Here is a 16835-nt window from a genome sequence, read left to right on the forward strand (position 1 = left end):
TTGCTACTCCATTGCCCGGTCCCGGCCACGCCCAAACAGACGGGCGCAATGTAGGGCGCGGCGCGGCCATTTCCCGCATCCATTCAGCGGTTTATTCGGGGTGCCGGCCCGCCGATGGCCTTCGCCTGTCAAATCCCGCGAACCAACGTGCTGAATAGCGGTGTTTAGAATCCGTATCTTTGCCCACTATCTGATTATTTCCCGAACACCCGATGCTCGATAAACTAGAAGCCATCAACCAGCGCTACGAAAACGTCAACGAAGAGCTGATGCAGCCCGACGTGATGTCGGACCTGAAGCGCTACAAATCCCTGAACAAGGAATACAAGGACCTGGGCAAGATTGTGGTGCAGTATCGCAACTACCAGCAGGTGCTCAGCAACATCGAAAATGCCCGCGAAGTGGTGGCCACCGAAAAAGACCAGGACTTCCGCGAAATGGCCAAGGCTGAGCTCGATGAGCTGATGCCCGAGCAGGAGCGCCTCGAAGTGCTCATCAAAGACCTGCTGCTGCCCAAGGACCCCAACGACTCCAAGGACGTTATTATGGAAATCCGGGCCGGCGCGGGCGGCGACGAAGCCGCCATTTTTGCCGGCGACCTGCAGCGTATGTACATGCGCTTCGCTGAAAAGCAAGGCTGGAAAATGGAGCTCATTGACGCCATGGAAGGCACTGCCGGCGGCTACAAGGAAATCATCGTGGCCGTGCGCGGCGAGGATGTGTACGGCAAGCTGAAGTTTGAAAGTGGCGTGCACCGCGTGCAGCGCGTACCGGCCACCGAAACCCAGGGCCGCATCCACACCAGCGTGGCCTCCATCGTGGTGATTCCTGAAGTAGAGGAATTCGACGTGGAGCTTAACATGGGCGATATCCGCAAGGACTATTTCTGCTCCAGCGGCCCCGGCGGCCAGTCGGTGAATACGACGTACTCGGCCGTGCGCCTCACCCACTTGCCCTCCGGCCTCGTGGCCCAGTGCCAGGACCAGAAATCGCAGCTCAAAAACTTCGACAAAGCCCTGGCCGTGCTCCGCTCCCGCGTGTACGATATGGAGCTGGCCAAGAAGAACGAAGCCGACGGCATCGTGCGCAAAAGCATGATTGGTGGCGGTGACCGTTCCGATAAAATCCGCACCTATAACTACCCCCAGGGCCGCGTAACCGACCACCGCATCGGCTACACGGTGTATAACCTGGCCAGCGTGATGGAAGGCAACGTCGACGATTTCGTGGAGCAGCTCCGCATCGCCGAAAGCGCCGAGCGCCTGCAGGAAGGCGTGACGAAGTAATTAGAAGTAAGATGCGAAGAGCGGACACTCCCCTCCTTACCAAGGAGGGGAGTTTTTGCGAAGCAAAAACGGGGGTGGTTGTGGGCGTTGAACGACTGATGTTGAACAATACCGCCCTTCACACCCGCACTTCCCTAAACATACTCATTTCCCAACGCCCAGCGTTCAACGCCCACAACCACCCCAGCGCCCGCTTCGCGGCCGCGTCCCCTCCTTGGTAAGGAGGGGAGTTGACCGCCCAACGCCCTCTATGCGCCACTTCTTCCCGCTGTTTCTGGTCCTGAGTTGCCTGCTCACCCTCCTGCCCGGCTGCGAGCCGAAGGAAGATTTGGTGCAAACCTCCGGCAGCCTGGCATTTGCCACCGACACGGTGAAGTTTGACACGGTGTTTACCACCATCCAGACGGTGACGAAACGGCTGTGGGTGTACAACCGCAACAGCGGCGCGGTGAAAACCGACGTGAGCCTGGCCGGCAAGCTGGGTTCCACGTACTCGCTGATTATCAATGGCGATGCCGGCGCTACCATCAGCGGCATCACCATCCGGGGCAACGACAGCCTGCTGGTACTGGTGCGCGCCGTGCTCGGCGATAACGGCAAAGACAAGCCTTTCCTGCTGGAAGACCAGGTGAATTTCCGCACCAACGGCAACGAGCAGAACGTGAAGGTGATAGCCTTCGGCCAAAACGCTTATTTCCACCGGGGCGACTACATCACGGCCAGCACTATTTGGCGCACGGATAAGCCCCACGTCATCATCAATGCCAACCGGGTGCTGACGGCAGGCCAAGCTCCCGTTTCATTCGGGGTGCTGGTGGGCCAGGGAATCACGCTGACTATTTCCAAAGGTGCCCGCATTTACGCCCACGCCGGCTCCTACCTGCAGGTGAATGGCACGCTGCGGGTGAACGATGATTTCGCACCGAATTCCGGCGCGACCGATACGGTAAAGGCCACCAACGCCAACATCGTGCGCTTCCAGGGCGACCGGCTGGAGCCGTTTTACGCCGACATTCCCAGCCAGTGGGGCGGCATCATTTTCAGCAGCACCAGCCGCAACAACAGCATCCGCTACACCGAAATCAAGAACGCCACGTTCGGCGCGCTGCTTTACAACCGCGACGGCCTGATGCCCCGCCCTACCCTGGCGCTGAATAACACCGTTTTTCGCAACATCTCGGGCTCCAACGTTTCCTTCGCCAATGCCAACCCCGGCACCGGCGGCGGCGTCATCAGCTATTCCGGCGATGTGGTAGCCACCAACTGCCTTTTCACCAACTGCGGCGAATATGCGATGGTGGGCATCGGCGGCACCTACGATTTGAACTTCTGCACCATTGCCAACTACACGCCGGCCTTTCGGCGCGAAACGTCCTCCCTCACGTTCACCAACGTAGACGACGCCCTGAAATCCCCGCCAAGACTGCCCACCAGCGTCACCATTCGCAATTCCATTGTGTGGGGCTCTTTCGAGGACGAACTTTATTTGCAGAACAATGGCGACCCCACGTTCACGTTCAGCATCCTGAATTCACTGCTGCGCACCAAGGAGTACGGCGCTGCTTCGGACGCTACCGGCACCCCCGGCCTGGCCTTTCCCACCCGCTTCAATATTGTCAACGTCGACCCGCTGTTTGTCCGCACGTCGCTCAGCAGCAGCCGGCCCGACTACACCCTGCAAGCCACCTCGCCGGCTACCGCGCCGCGCCGCGCCAAAGCCACTGGCTCTACCACGCCCCCCCGCGACCTTATCAACCTGCCGCGCAACCTGACATTCCCCAGCCTGGGGGCCTACGAGCACAAGTAGATTGTTAAGTACTGGTGCAGAAGGAAGCGTACGCTCCGGTCTGACCGCTCTAGGCGGTCTGACCGGTTGTCGTTAAACCGAAATCGCTGGTGCTTCAACCGGTCTGACCGCCTAGGGCGGTCAGACCGGAGCATACGCCTCCTTCTGCCCAAATAATTAATATCTTGACAATTAACGATGTATGGACGCATTTTTGCGTCTTATCGTTGAACGATACGGGCGGGGGTTTATTCACCGATGAAACGCAGAGCAGCGTTTCTACACCGTTCAAACAGCTACTCCACCCGCCCGGCCGCCGAATAGTGCAGCGTGTCGAACAGCACCAGCTTCTGGGTGCCCACCACTTTGTAGGTACGCAGCTGGCCATTTTCCAGCTCCACGCGCAGCTGCTTTTGCGCCGAAAACAGCGGGTTGTTCTGGATAATAGTAGCCGCGATTTCCTGCGGTACCGCGCCCTGCTGCACCACCGTCAGGCTGGCCACGGGCGCATTGGGCTGGCCCGGCCGGCGCGTGTAGGTTCGGCGCAGGCGGCCATCGGGCAGCGCCACCGAATCCACGGCGTAGGCCCCGCGTAGGGCGGCTTTGTTGATGTCGGCCTGGAAGAAAATCTGGAGCTCATCGTTCCATTTCACGGCGGGCACGCGCACGGTTTCGGGCGCGTTGCCGCGCAGGCTGACGTGCTTGGTCACGGCCGCGTGGCGCTGCTCCAGCTGCGCTACCTGCTGCGTGAGCAGGCCTTTCACATCGAAATACAGCGGCTGGCGGGCAGCGGGCGCGGCCGGACCGGCATCGCCGCAGCCGGCCAGCAGCACTACGCCCACAGCCCACCCGCCTATTGCCAGGCCGCGCTTACGCATTCGCAGGAGTGTTGGGCCGAAGCATGCTCAGGCCCGTCATCTCGGCCGGCTTGGGCACGCCCATCAGCTCCAGAATGGTGGGGGCTAGGTCGCCGAGCTTGCCATCGGCCAGGGTGCCAGGGTAGTCGTTGTCGGCCAGAATGCAGGGCACCAGGTTGGTGGTGTGCGCGGTATTCGGCGAGCCATCCTCGTTGCGCATGAACTCGGCATTGCCGTGGTCGGCAATGATAATGCTGGCGTAGCCAGCCGCCAACGCGGCTTCTACCACGGCACGGGCGCAGGCATCAGTCGTTTCCACGGCTTTCACCACGGCCTCGAACACGCCGGTGTGGCCCACCATATCAGGGTTGGCGAAGTTAAGCACTATAAAATCAGCCGATTTGGCCTGCAGCTCCGGTATCAGGGCATCGCGCAGCTCGGCGGCACTCATTTCCGGTTGCAGGTCGTAGGTCGCTACTTTGGGCGAGGCCCGCAGGATGCGCGTTTCACCGGCAAACTCCGTTTCCCGGCCGCCCGAGAAGAAGAACGTGACGTGCGGGTACTTCTCCGTTTCGGCAATGCGAATCTGGGTTTTGCCGTGGGCCGCCAGCACTTCGCCGAGGGTGTTATTCAGGTTGTCCTTCTCAAAAATGGGCGTCACGCCCACGAAGGTGTCGTCGTAGTTTGTCAGGGTGAGGTAATGCAGGTTGAGGCGCTGCATCTGGAAGGCGTGCATGTCCTCCTGCGTTAGCACTTCCGTAATTTCGCGGCCCCGGTCGGTGCGGAAGTTGAAGCACAGCACCACGTCGCCGTCCTCAATAGTGGCCAGCGGCTGGCCGTCGGCCCCGGTCTTCACGATGGGCTTCAGGAACTCATCCGTCACGCCGTCCTTGTACTGCTCCTGAATGGTTTGAATCAGGTTTTGCGAGGGCGTGCCGATACCGTTCACCAGCAGGTCGTAGGCCACCTTCACGCGCTCCCAGCGGCGGTCGCGGTCCATGGCGTAGTAGCGGCCCACCACCGAGGCGATTTTGGCCCCGCTGCGCACTATCGACTCTTCCAGCTCGTTCACGAAGCGCACGCCGCTCTTGGGGTCGGTGTCGCGGCCATCGGTGAAGGCGTGCACGAACACGCGCCGCACGCCCGCCTCGTGGGCAACGGTGCAGAGCGCCTTCACATGGTCGATGTGCGAGTGCACGCCGCCATCGGAAAGCAAACCAATAAGGTGCAGGGGCTTATCATTGGCAATGGCATACTCAAAGGCTTTCACCAGCGCGGGCATCTGGCCCAGCTTGCGCTCCCGGATGGACTTGCCGATGCGCACCAGCTCCTGGTTCACCACGCGGCCGGCCCCGATGTTCATGTGGCCCACTTCGGAGTTACCCATCTGGCCCTCGGGCAGGCCCACGGCCTCGCCCGAGGCTTGCAGCGTGCTGTGCGGAAACCGCTGCAACAGCTCGTGAAAGAACGGCGTACTAGCCGCATCTACTGCCGAAACTGCCGTATTCGGGGCAATGCCCCATCCATCCAGAATTACCAATAATACCTGCTTACTCATGCCGCAAAGATACGGCGGACCCGCGCCTCTGGTTGAAATTTTCTACCTTCGTGCCCGCTTTAAATCCGGGTTCTTTTCAGCCGTTTGCCGGCCTGCTCCACCCCTTTTAGCACTTACTGGCACCATTTTCGCTTTACTCTCTTCGCGTATGACGCACTTATTACCCTTATAATGAAACGCTATTTAATTAGGACTCTATTCATCGGATGGCTGTTCCTGCTCGGCTCTGTGGCGGCTCACGCGCAGGCCGATAACCTCGGGGCCGTTCGGTCGGCGTTGCGTAATGGCTCCTCCCGCGAGCTGTCGCAATATTTTGCCGCTACCGTTGAGATTGGTTTCGATGGCGATAAGCAGGGATATAACGCTACGCAGGCCGAAATCGTCATCAAAGATTTTTTCGGTAAAAATGCTCCCAGCAGCTTTGAGTTTATTCATCAGGGCGAAAGCCAGGAGCACATTCAGTACGCCATTGGCCGCTATGCGGGCCGCAATGGCACCTACCGCGTCTTTGTGAAGCTCAAGCCCTCGCGCGGCGCGCCGGTGATTGACACGCTGGATTTCACGAAAGAATAAGCTAAGCCCCAACCCCACAGGTTGGGGCTTTTTTGTGGGCTTTCGCCACCGCCGCAAGGGCCGTACCTTTGCGCCGTGCAAACTATCTCTGCTCCCTATTCCTATCTCACGCCCGAGGCGCTGACCACCTTCATCCGCACGGCTTTGGCCGAGGATGTGGGCGACGGCGACCATTCGGCCCTGGCTTCCATTCCGGCCGCCGCGCGCAACCGCGCCCACCTGCTGGTGAAGGGCGAAGGCATGCTGGCCGGCATGGCCCTGGCCCCGCTCATTTTTGCGGAAGTAGATACCTCGCTGACGATGACGCCCCTGCTCGCCGACGGCGACCTGGTGAAGCACGGCGACATCGCCTTCACCGTGGAAGGCCCGGCCCGCAGCATCCTCACCGCCGAGCGCCTGGTGCTCAACTGCATGCAGCGCATGAGCGGCATTGCCACCTACACGGCGCACCTCAATACGCTGCTGGCCGGCACCCATGCCCGGCTGCTCGACACGCGCAAGACCACGCCCAATTTCCGCCTCTGCGAAAAGTGGGCCGTGCTGATTGGCGGCGGCGTGAACCACCGCTACGGCCTGTTCGACATGATTATTCTCAAGGATAACCACGTCGATTACGCGGGCGGCATTGCGCAGGCCATTGCGGCTACGCACGCCTACCTCACGCAGACCGGCCGGCAACTGCCCATCGAAATCGAAACCCGCTCACTCGATGAAGTGCAGCAGGCACTGGACGCGGGCGGCATCGACCGCATTATGCTCGACAACATGGCCCCCGAGCAGCTGCGCGAAGCCGTGGAGCTCATCGCCGGCCGCTTTCCCACGGAAGCCAGCGGCGGCATCACCGAAAAAACCATTGCCGAAGTAGCCCGCACCGGGGTCGACTACATTTCGGTGGGTGCCCTCACGCACTCCGTCAAAAGCCTGGACTTGAGCCTGAAAGCATATTAATTCGGTGCTTGGTTAGTGGTGCCTAGTGCTTGGCCAGAGAAAACAACGCTTTTTACCCCTTCTGGCCAGTTCCGACAACCAAGCACCAAGCACCAACAACAAAGCACCAACAACCCCATGAACCAACCAAATCAACGCGGCGGCGGTGGCGGCTTCCGCCAGTCCCAGCAGGCTCCGTCGCTGGCCATTCGCACCAAGAAAACCCAGCTCACCACCGATACCTACACCAAGATGGTGATGGGCGAAGTGTGGAAGAAAGATTGGGTGTACGCCCTCATTCCGTTTGCGCTGGGGCTGCTGCCGGCCATTTTTGTGCACTCCTGGTGGTGGATTGTGCTGGCCGTGGTGCTCACCATCCTGTTTGTGCTGTTCCGCTCGGCGCAGGTAACGGGCGTGACCCAGATGGAGCAGAGCAAGCCCCTGTTTGAGCGCATGGCGTTTGAGATGGACAACAAGCAGCTGTTGCTGCGCGTGGGCCCCGAAAAAGAGGGCAAAGCCATGCAGCTGACCTGGGACATGATTGGCCGCGTTCGCCGCGACGTCGATGCCTACGTACTGTACCTCAAGCCCGGCACGCCGCCGGAGGGCATGGCTGCCTGGCGCCTGTGGCTGGCGCGCACGTTCGATGTGCCGGTGTTTTTACATTTGCCTTTCAAAATTTTCAACGCCGATAACGACCGTCGATTGTTTGAATCGATGCTGCGCCGCAAAAACCTGTTGCCAGCCGAGGCCGGCGCAGCTACCGTATAAATTTCAACCCCTGCTAATTTTACTTCGATGAAATTGACCTCCACCCTGTTGCTGGCTGTTTCCGCCGCTACTTTGGCCCTTACTTCCTGCAGCAGCGAGCCCTCCGACTGGCGCCCCGACGAAAAAGTATCGGTCGACATGGTAGCCCCCGGCACCCGCGATACCGAAAACTTTGACAAATCGGTGCCGAATGCCTCCATCGAAAACGCCGACTCGCCGCTCATCAAGGCCGCTAAAGGCGAAACCGCAGAGAATGCCGAAGCACATCCGGCAGCCGAGGCGGCCATGTCGGCCAACGCTGAGGAAGGCATGCGCAAGCGCGGCAAAATGAACGACGCCGGCAAATCGGGCCAGGCCGACACGGCCGAAAACGGCCACCAAATCCAGCGCTAAGGCGCACGGCTCATTAGATTATTATCGTTTGGGTGGCAGCTCTGCCCGCCGGCTGGCGGTAGCAGGGCTGCCGCTTTGCGTCTTTTCAGAATGAAGAATGAGGAATGAAGAATGAGGAATTGACGCACATGCTGACAATTCCTCATTCTTCATTCCTCATTCTTCATTCCTCATTCTTTCTGTATGGGGTTTGCAATTTTTCTGCTGTTGCTCACGGTGTTGGGCGCGGGCGCGGCGGCCGCCTGGGTGCCGGTGGCGCGGGGCGGGCAGTGGCTGAAGCCGCTGCTGGCCTTCAGCGGGGCGTATCTGTTCACGCTCACGGTCACGCACATTCTGCCCGAGGCGCTGCAGCTGCTACCCGAGCACCCTACACGGGTGGGCTACTGGGTATTGGCGGGCTTTTTTGGGCAGCTGCTACTGGAGGTGCTCTCGCAGGGCGTGGAGCACGGACACGTGCACGCCGAAACCGGCCACGGGCACGACGCCGTGGGCCGGGTGCCTTTTCTACTGCTGGCGGCTCTGGTGGTGCACTCGTTTCTGGAAGGCAGCATTCTGGTGCACACGCCGGAAGTGGGCGATATCAGCCGGAATTTCTACGCCATTGTGGTGGGCGTGGCGCTACACCACATGCCGGCGGCCTTTGCGCTGGCCACCCTGCTGCGGCTGCGGCTGGGCAGCTTCCGGCGGGTGTGGCCGGGCCTGCTGATTTTCGCGCTGGCCTCGCCAATCGGCATCATTTTCAGCAACTACGTGGTGCTTGCGCAGCTGCTGAGCAGTGGCTGGTACGCGGCGCTGCTGGGCCTGGTGGCGGGCAATTTTCTGCACGTTTCGACCACCATCCTGTTTGAAACCAGCCCCGAGCATCGCCTCAACTGGCCCAAGCTGGCCGCTACGCTGGCGGGGCTGCTGCTGGCGCTGGCCGTGGCATGAGCGACGCTGTAGGCTAAAGGTGCGTAAGGGCGTATTCGAAATGCAATTGCCATTTCGCTTTTACATGCTGTGAATGGTGGTTTGCAGAACGTAAAAGGGTTGCCTTATTTAAAGCACTGTTTTGCTGAACAGAACGGTAGACTTCTTTTTCAACCTGTCGGCACTACTTTATGGCCTTTGATTTTTCTTATTCTACCCGTGCAAGGACGTGTCCAGCACATGGTGCAAATCGGCCCGCAGCGTGACGGCGCCGGCAATTAAAAGTGATTGCCTGGTAAAATACTGACAAAGCACCAGTTAACCGCGCGAATGGTCAGTAACAACGCGCAGCCAACCAAGCTCAGTGCGCGGCGGAGGGAAGGAAAACCAGTCATGGGACGGCAGGAAAAAAGTGGAGTGAGGCTTTTGGGCAAGTTTTGGCAGGAAAAAGCGCCGGCGACGGCCCAAGTTACGAAAAAGTACCGCGCCGGCCGCGCCCCGGAGGGCAGCAAAAAGCTACCTCTTTCCCGAGACTTGTCCGGTAAGAGATGTTATGTCAAGCTGTCTATCAGTAGCAAGTGCGCCATCCTTGCCCTTTGCATTTTCTTACTGACGCAGGCTTCTTTTAGCCCTCAATAGTCAAAACCTCCCCACCGCCCAGCAGGAAATCCTCTAGCTGCCGCGCCCGGGCAGTTTCGCGGGCCAGGCTGGCTTGCAGGTGCACCAGCCGCTGGCGCATGGCCAGAATGATGTCGAGCGCCTCGGGGGCCAGGCCCAGCTCGTGGTGCAGGCGGGCGAGGCGCGGCAGGTCGTCGGGCTCGTCGACGATGACGGTTTCGGGCGCGGGCGCGGCGCGGAGCAGACCGGCTTGCAGGAAGTCGCGCAAGTCGGCCGGGGCCAGGCCGTAGCGCACCGAGCATTCCTGGAAAGTGAGCGTGATGAAGGTTGCTTCCATGATGAATAAGACGATGGGTTGGGCTTCAGGTTCCTACTCGGCAGCGCGCAAGTCGGCCAACTGTTGAATCAGCTCTTTTTCTGGTTCGGTGAGGTTCTGGGGCAAGGCTATGGTGAGGCGCAGGTAGAGGTCGCCGAACTGGCCGTCCTTTTTATACACCGGAAAGCCCTTGCCACGCAGGCGCAGGCGGGTGCCGTTGGCCGTTTCGGGTTTGAGCTTGATTTTGACGGAGCCGCTGAGGGTTTCCACCGTTTGCTCGCCGCCCAGCAGGGCCTTGTACATGCTCACGGGCACGTCCTGGGTGAGGTCGTCGCCGGTGCGGGCGTAACGGGCATCGGGCCGAATGCGGAAGGTGATGAGCAGCGCGCCGTTGGGGCCGCCGTTGCGGCCGGGGCCGCCCTGGTCGCGCAGGCGGATGGTCTGGCCGTCGGCCACGCCGGGCGCAATGGTCAGGCGCAGGTTTTTGCCATTCACCGTGATGGTGCGCGGGCCGCCGTGGTAGGCTTCCTCCAGGCTCATTTCCAGCTCGGCCTGGTAGTCGCCTCCCGCGCCGGGGCGGGTGCCACCGGCGCGCCGGCCGCCGCCGCCCCCCATGTTGCCGAAGAGCGAACCGAAGAAATCCGAGAAATCCTCGCCTTCGCCAAACGGATTGCCGCCCCCACCCTGGCCGCCCTGGCCCTGGGTGTACTGGCTCCAGTCGAAGCCACCGCCGGGCTGGCCGCCGCGGCCCGCGCCGCCGCCGGGCTGCTGCTGGTAGCGCTGCCAGTCGGCCCCAAACTGGTCGTATTTCTTCCGCTTCTCGGGGTCGCTGAGGACTTCGTTGGCTTCGTTGATTTCCTTGAACTTCTGCTCCGCGCCCTGGTCGTTGGGGTTCACATCGGGGTGGTGCTGGCGGGCGAGCTTGCGGTACGCCTTCTTGATTTGTTCGGGCGTGGCGGTTTTATCTACTCCCAGCGCCTTGTAATAGTCTTTGTAATCCACTTGAAGAGGGGGAAATGCGATGGAATTATTCGTCGTTCATTGGCAGCTGCGAAAGCGGCCGGCGGCGGCCCGCACTGCAAATTCATCATTTACCAGCCAATTTCCGCCGCTGACAATTTTACGCGGCGCATTACGTTACCGCCCATCGGCTCTCGTATGGTGAGGTGGGGCAGCGAAGAAACGGGGACGCTTGGTTTTCGGCATCAAAATTGGGTATGCTAGCTGAACGAAAGCGCCAACAGAATGTTGACTTTCCAACCCCTCCATCCCAGAGCCAATTTTGCACTCCCCGGGAACATAATACAATTGGCATTTTCCGAAAAAGCCTTATATTTGTATATTGAATGCATTTATCGTTGCGCTTTTCCTTATTCTATTTTTAACCTTTCCATGAAAATCAAGAATCTATCCTTCGGTGTTTTTGCGTTGGCTTTTCTAAATATTGCCGCAGCGCAGGCTCAAACGGCCCGCCCGGGCCGTGTGCAGCCCAAGCCGCGCGTAGCCGCATCGGCCATCGAGGGAATCAAGGATGGCATTTCGATGCAAAAGGGCCGCACCGTGCTCACCGAGCTCGGCATTAGCAACCCGCTTACGGCTGATAAAAAGCTGGTTAACGGCACCATCATCACCCCGGCCGGCATTGTAACGACGCCCGACGGCACCACCACTCAAATTACGGAGGGCGACTACGTTTCGCTCACCGGCCGGGTAACGAGCCGGCGGGCCATTGCCGACGCCGACAGCATTGCCAAAGTCATGGTCTTCGATGCCAAATACCCCGGCAAGCGCAAGAAAATGGAGGCCGAAGCCGAGCGCAAAGCCAAAGACAAAGCCAAGCGCGAAGAAGAAAAAGCCAAGGCCAAGGCCAAAGCCGAAAAGAAGAAGAAAAAGTAGCCCCCGCGCTGCCCAACGCCAAAGCGCCGCTGCCCTCGAATGGGAAGCGGCGCTTTTGCGTTGTTGGAAAGGTTCGGAGCGCCGGCCACCTATCTTTCGGGGCCACATGCCGTATTGCCGCCCATGCTCTTTTATACTGTGATGAAACCGCTGGTGCAGGTTGCGCTGCGGGTCTTTTTCCGCCGCATTGAGGTGCGGCACCCCGAACGCCTGCACCTGCCGGGCCCGCTGCTGCTGGCCGGCAACCACCCCAACACCCTCATGGACCCGCTGCTGGCGGCCGTGAACCGCCGCCAGCCCATCGCCTTTCTGGCCAAAAGCACGTTTTTCAGCAATCCCATCGCGCGGGCCATCATGCAATCGGGCAACTCCATTCCCATCTACCGGGCGCAGGACGCGGGCACCGGCGGCCCCGTCACGCCCGAGCAGCGGGCGGCCCAGAACGAGGCCACCTTCGGCCGCTGCTACGACTATCTGGGCCAGGGCGGCACCATCATGATTTTTCCCGAAGGCACCAGCGTGAGCGAGCGCCGCCTGCGGCCCCTCAAAACCGGCGCGGCCCGCATTGCGCTGGGAGCCGAGGCCCGGCACGGGTTCAAGCTGGGCCTGAAAGTGGTGCCGGTAGCCACTAATTACTTCGACCCCAGCAAGTTTCGCTCGGACGTGCTGCTGAACGTGGCCCCGCCCATCATCGTAGCCGACTATGCCGCTGCCTACGCCCGCGACCCCGACGTGGCCGCCGACCAGCTCACCGAGGCCATTCGGGTGGCGCTGGAACGCCGCCTAGTCATCACCCGCGACGCGGCCGAGGACACCTTCGTGCAACAGATTGAGCGCACCTTCGGCGACCACCTCAACCCTGATGACGACCCCGACACCCTCTACGACAATTTCCTACTGAGCCGCACCCTGCTGCAAGCCCTGCCCTGGGCCGAGCAGCACTTCCCCGAGCGCCTCACCGCCGCCCGCGCGCAGTTTGCCGCCTATCTGGCCGACCTGCGCCGCCACAACCTCAGCGATGCCGCTCTGGAAAGCCAGCGGCGCGGCTCCGTGGTGAGCCTGCTCAACCTGGTGCTGGGTGCGCCGGTGTGGCTGTATGGCATGATTAACAACTACTTGCCCTATATCCTGCCCTCGGCCGTAGCTAAACGGGCTACCAAGGACGTGGAGTTTGTGGCCCCCATCATGCTGGTGATGGGCATGCTGACTTTCCCGCTGGCCTACGTGCTGCAGGCAGCGGCCGTGCAGCACTACCTCACCCATGACTGGCGGCTGACGGCGCTGTATGTTCTCAGCCTGCCCCTCACCGGTTTTTATGCCCTGAGCTACTGGAATACGCTGGAAGCCCGCCTGCGGCGGCTGCGGGCGGCCCGCTTTTTCCGGCGTACGCCAGCCGTGGGCGCAGCGCTATTACAGCAACGCGCCGCATTACTAACCGAGCTGGAAGATGCCCGGATGGCGTATCTAACCGCCCGGGCGGAGGCCTGAATCAGGCCGGCAGCAGCGCGCCGGCCAGCAGCGCCACGGCAATGATGACCACGCTGGGCACCTTTTCCCAAAGCAGCAGCAGGAACGTGGCCCCCACCAGCAGCGGGTTCAGGGGCAGCGAATCGATGGGGCCGAGGTGAAACGGCAGCTCCAGCAGGCGGTCGGGCAGCGGGTGGTAGAGCAGGAAGGTGGCCGCGCACACCAGCCCCGCGCTCACGGCGTTGATGCCCTCCAGCGACGCCTGCACCACCCGGTACTGCCGCAGCCGGTCCCAGAAGCGAATCACGAAGAAGATGAGAAACGTGCCCGGCAGGAAGATACCCGCCGCGCCCACCAGCGCCCCCAGCACCTGCATGCCAGGGCCGCCCACCGGCCGCATGGCCAGCGCCCCGATATAGGCCGCGATAGAAAAATTAGGCCCCGGCATGGCCTGCACCAGCCCCAGGCCCGACAAAAACTCCGTGCTCGTGAGGTAATGCTTGAACTCCACGAACTCGGCATACAGCAACGGGGCCAGCACCTGCCCGCCCCCGAACACCAGCGAGCCGTTGCGGTAGAAATTCTCGAACAGCCGCACCGGCAGCAGCTGCGTGTAGTGCCCCAGCACGGCTGCCCCCACCAGAATGCCAAACCACAGCACAAAATTGGCCCATTCCACGCGCAGCGGCTTTTTCTCCTGAATGATGGCATGCTTGCGGTAGCGCACCGTGGTTACGGCCCCGCCGGCCAGCAGCAGCAGCGGCAGCATCCAAGGCAGCTGGAAAAAGTAGGCCATCATGGCGGCAGCCACCATCAGCCCCACGGCCGTTTTGGTATGAATGACCTTCTCCGCAATCTTGTACGCCGAGAACGCCACAAAGCCCACCGCCACCGGCTGCACAAACTGCACTAGTGCCGCCACCCGGGCCGGGTCGAGGTGGCTCAGGGCGAGGGCGGCCAGCGTCATCAGCGTCACGGACGGGGCCATCCAGACCAGCAGCGTGAGGTAGGCCAGGTTGGGCCCGCCCAGCCGAAAACCGATAACGGTAATAGTTTGGGTGGACGTGGGCCCCGGCAGCAGCGCGCACAACGCCTGCAATTCCAGCAGCTCAGGCGTGCTGATGTAGCGCCGCTTATCCACCAGCAGCCGGAAAAACATGGCCAGATGCGCCTGTGGTCCGCCAAAGGCCGTGAGGGCCAGCACGGCCACATCCTTCAGAAAAATAATGCCCCGCACCCGCCGCGTGCGCTTGCCCGAGCGCCGCGGGGGCGGCGTGAGGGAAACAGCAGCGGCGGGGTGCGGGGCAGGGCTATTGGTTGGGGGCAATGGTGTCATGCAGAGCGCAGCGAAGCATCTTTACCTCATTAGTAAACCAATTGATTGGATTGCATTGTGCGGTAAAGATGCTTCGCTGCGCTCTGCATGACAATACTGCCAAAGGCTTACTTCTTCTTCAGGCCCAGCTCAATCAGGCGCTCGTTCAGAAACTCGCCGGCCGTGATGTCGGCCTCTTTCTTGGGGTTGTCGGGCGTGACGCAGTGCTCCAGGGCGGCCAGGCTCATTTCGGAGCGCGGGTGCATGAAGAACGGGATGCTGAAGCGCGAGGTGTTCATTTTTTCGCGGGCCGGGTTCACCACGCGGTGAATGGTGGATTTCAGCACGCCGTTGGTGAGGCGCTGGAGCATGTCGCCCACGTTCACCACAATCTGGTCGGGCAGGGCCGTGATGGGAATCCATTTGCCGTCGCGGCGCTTCACCTGCAGGCCGTCGGCGCTGGCGCCCATGAGCAGGGTAATCAGGTTGATGTCGCCATGCTCGGCGGCGCGCACGGCGTCGGCGGGCACCGCATCCGGGTCTTCGATGGGGAAGTAGTGAATGGGGCGCAGAATGCTGTTGCCGTGCTTCACCTTGTCGTCGAAGTAGTTTTCGGGCAGGTGCAGGTACAGCGCAATGGCGCGCAGCACGTCCTGGCCGGCGCTTTCCAGCGTGCGGTAAGCCGTGAAGGTGCTCTTCTGGAAGCCCGGGATTTCCTGGGGCCAGATGTTATCGGGGTATTCGTTTTTGATGGGGTCCTCTTCCTCCACCTCCTGGCCTACGTGGTAGAACTCCTTCAGGTCGCCGGTGTTGCGGCCCTTGGCGTGCTCCTTCCCTTTGCTGATGTAGCCGCGCTGGCCGGCCAGCTCGGGATTTTCGTAGCGCTGCTTGGCTTCGTCGGGCAGCTGGAAAAACGCCTGCACATCGGCGTACAACTGCCGGGTTTGCTCGTCGTTGAGGCCGTGGTTTTTCAGGGCTACAAAGCCGATGTTCTGGTAGGCTTCGCCGAGCTGCTGCACGAAACGAGCCTTCCGCTCGGAGTCGCCGGAACGGAAATCGGCGAGGTCGAGCGAGGGAATATGGTCAAGAAGTTGGTCTTGCATAATAAAATTGAGTTTACTTTGAGGCTGCGTAAGCCTCTTGGTGGGCAACGGCGCAAGTTAAGCAAAACCCGGCACCGGTGCTTCACCGTAAGCGACCTCGCTCATCGATACTATTAAATAAATCACTACCACTTTTTTTTCAAGGTTTGAGTCTATGAAACGTCCTCTTTGGCTGCTGTGCAGCACCACCGTTACGCTGGCACTTTTGGCTAGCTGCGAAACGAGCAAGCCCGCTACCGATGTTAGCGCCACTGCCGGCAGCAATACCCCCGGTGCCACCAGCACTGCCGCCAGCGGCGAGAGCATGGAATCGAACGGTATCCGCCTGACGCCCTTCAGCGATTCGCCCAAGTTCCCCGAAGCCCAGATGCAGATGCGCTCCCCCATTGCCGGCGCTACGCTGCCCAGCGGTGAGGTGGCCTTTGACTACCAAACCACCAATTTCCAGCTCACCAAAATGAGCGGCGGCCCTCACATGGCCGAAATGGCCAACTCGATGAAGGGCCAGCACATCCACAACATTGTAGATAACGAGCCTTATACGGCCCACTACGACACCAAATTCACCAAGGCCATTCCCGATGGCCAGCACGTCGTGCTGTCGTTCCTGTCGCGCTCCTACCACGAGAGCCTGAAGCACCGTGGTGCCTACGACCTGACGGTGATTAACGTGGGCAACACCCCGGCTCCGGCCACGCCCATCATCGATGTGAAGGCGCCCAACATGTTCTACAGCCGTCCGAAAGACACATATTCGGGGGCCGATGCCAAGCGCATCATGCTGGACTTTTACCTGGTGAATACCACCCTGGAGCCCGGCGGAAACCGCGTGCGTGCCACCATCAACGGCACCGAGTTCATGCTCGACCGCTGGATGCCCTACATGATGGAAGGCCTGCCCGCTGGTGAAAACACCGTGAAGCTGGAGCTGGTAGACGGCAGCGGCAACATGATTGCCGGCCCGTACAACTCGGTAACCCGCACGTTTACAGTGGCCCCGTAGTAGCTGAGGCATTATTTCTTCGTTACGATTTCAACGCAAAAAGTCTCCCGGCCCGGC

At 60.8% G+C, this 16835-nt stretch carries 16 protein-coding genes; 10 read left to right on the top strand and 6 right to left on the bottom strand.

Features of this window, described 5'->3' with window-relative positions; translation table 11 throughout:
• The first annotated feature begins 212 nt into the window (after positions 1-212).
• Positions 213-1286: a peptide chain release factor 1 gene (gene prfA / locus HBN54_RS01730; RefSeq protein WP_168671418.1), complete on the top strand. Its 1074-nt coding sequence runs from the start codon at positions 213-215 to the stop codon at positions 1284-1286.
• A gap of 250 nt (positions 1287-1536) precedes the next feature.
• Positions 1537-3093: a hypothetical protein gene (locus tag HBN54_RS01735; RefSeq protein WP_168671419.1), complete on the top strand. Its 1557-nt coding sequence runs from the start codon at positions 1537-1539 to the stop codon at positions 3091-3093.
• A gap of 275 nt (positions 3094-3368) precedes the next feature.
• Here HBN54_RS01735 and HBN54_RS01740 read toward each other — a convergent pair whose 3' ends face one another.
• Positions 3369-3950 (bottom strand): hypothetical protein, encoded by a 582-nt coding sequence (locus HBN54_RS01740; RefSeq protein ID WP_168671420.1) that lies wholly within the window; start codon positions 3948-3950, stop codon positions 3369-3371.
• A complete protein-coding gene (gpmI, locus tag HBN54_RS01745) occupies positions 3943-5487 on the bottom strand; it encodes a 2,3-bisphosphoglycerate-independent phosphoglycerate mutase (RefSeq protein WP_168671421.1) in 1545 nt (514 codons plus the stop codon). Before gpmI ends, HBN54_RS01740 begins: the two co-directional genes overlap by 8 nt.
• A gap of 171 nt (positions 5488-5658) precedes the next feature.
• On the opposite strand from gpmI, the gene HBN54_RS01750 reads away from it, so the two are divergent.
• The 5 genes from HBN54_RS01750 to HBN54_RS01770 all read left to right on the top strand — a co-directional run bounded on the left by HBN54_RS01750 (position 5659) and on the right by HBN54_RS01770 (position 9081).
• Positions 5659-6060, top strand: coding sequence for a DUF4783 domain-containing protein (locus tag HBN54_RS01750; protein WP_168671422.1), 402 nt, complete (start codon positions 5659-5661; stop codon positions 6058-6060).
• A 75-nt stretch (positions 6061-6135) separates the two neighbouring features.
• Positions 6136-7008, top strand: a complete 873-nt coding sequence (gene nadC / locus HBN54_RS01755; RefSeq protein WP_382212737.1) for a carboxylating nicotinate-nucleotide diphosphorylase — start codon at positions 6136-6138, stop codon at positions 7006-7008.
• A gap of 117 nt (positions 7009-7125) precedes the next feature.
• Positions 7126-7758: a hypothetical protein gene (locus HBN54_RS01760; RefSeq protein WP_168671423.1), complete on the top strand. Its 633-nt coding sequence runs from the start codon at positions 7126-7128 to the stop codon at positions 7756-7758.
• A 27-nt stretch (positions 7759-7785) separates the two neighbouring features.
• A complete protein-coding gene (locus HBN54_RS01765) occupies positions 7786-8151 on the top strand; it encodes a hypothetical protein (RefSeq protein WP_168671424.1) in 366 nt (121 codons plus the stop codon).
• A 183-nt stretch (positions 8152-8334) separates the two neighbouring features.
• On the top strand, positions 8335-9081 hold the full coding sequence (locus HBN54_RS01770; protein WP_168671425.1) for a ZIP family metal transporter: 747 nt from the start codon (positions 8335-8337) through the stop codon (positions 9079-9081).
• A 604-nt stretch (positions 9082-9685) separates the two neighbouring features.
• Here the strand turns inward: HBN54_RS01770 and HBN54_RS01775 are convergent.
• Positions 9686-10015: a hypothetical protein gene (locus tag HBN54_RS01775; RefSeq protein WP_168671426.1), complete on the bottom strand. Its 330-nt coding sequence runs from the start codon at positions 10013-10015 to the stop codon at positions 9686-9688.
• A 33-nt stretch (positions 10016-10048) separates the two neighbouring features.
• Complete coding sequence (locus HBN54_RS01780; protein WP_168671427.1) at positions 10049-10996, bottom strand: DnaJ C-terminal domain-containing protein; 948 nt, start codon at positions 10994-10996, stop codon at positions 10049-10051.
• A gap of 390 nt (positions 10997-11386) precedes the next feature.
• On the opposite strand from HBN54_RS01780, the gene HBN54_RS01785 reads away from it, so the two are divergent.
• A complete protein-coding gene (locus tag HBN54_RS01785) occupies positions 11387-11890 on the top strand; it encodes a DUF6799 domain-containing protein (RefSeq protein WP_168671428.1) in 504 nt (167 codons plus the stop codon).
• A 123-nt stretch (positions 11891-12013) separates the two neighbouring features.
• On the top strand, positions 12014-13378 hold the full coding sequence (locus HBN54_RS01790) for a lysophospholipid acyltransferase family protein (protein ID WP_168671429.1): 1365 nt from the start codon (positions 12014-12016) through the stop codon (positions 13376-13378).
• Position 13379: 1 nt separating this feature from the next.
• On the opposite strand, the gene chrA is transcribed toward HBN54_RS01790, so the two are convergent.
• Complete coding sequence (gene chrA, locus HBN54_RS01795) at positions 13380-14693, bottom strand: chromate efflux transporter (RefSeq protein ID WP_168671430.1); 1314 nt, start codon at positions 14691-14693, stop codon at positions 13380-13382.
• Between the two features lie 107 nt (positions 14694-14800).
• On the bottom strand, positions 14801-15775 hold the full coding sequence (locus HBN54_RS01800; RefSeq protein WP_168671431.1) for an isopenicillin N synthase family dioxygenase: 975 nt from the start codon (positions 15773-15775) through the stop codon (positions 14801-14803).
• A 154-nt stretch (positions 15776-15929) separates the two neighbouring features.
• Between HBN54_RS01800 and HBN54_RS01805 the strand changes: the two genes are divergently transcribed.
• Positions 15930-16778 (top strand): hypothetical protein, encoded by an 849-nt coding sequence (locus tag HBN54_RS01805; RefSeq protein ID WP_168671432.1) that lies wholly within the window; start codon positions 15930-15932, stop codon positions 16776-16778.
• The last annotated feature ends 57 nt before the right edge of the window (positions 16779-16835 follow it).

The sequence above is a fragment of the Hymenobacter artigasi genome (genome assembly GCF_012275535.1).
GTDB classification, from domain to species: domain Bacteria; phylum Bacteroidota; class Bacteroidia; order Cytophagales; family Hymenobacteraceae; genus Hymenobacter; species Hymenobacter artigasi.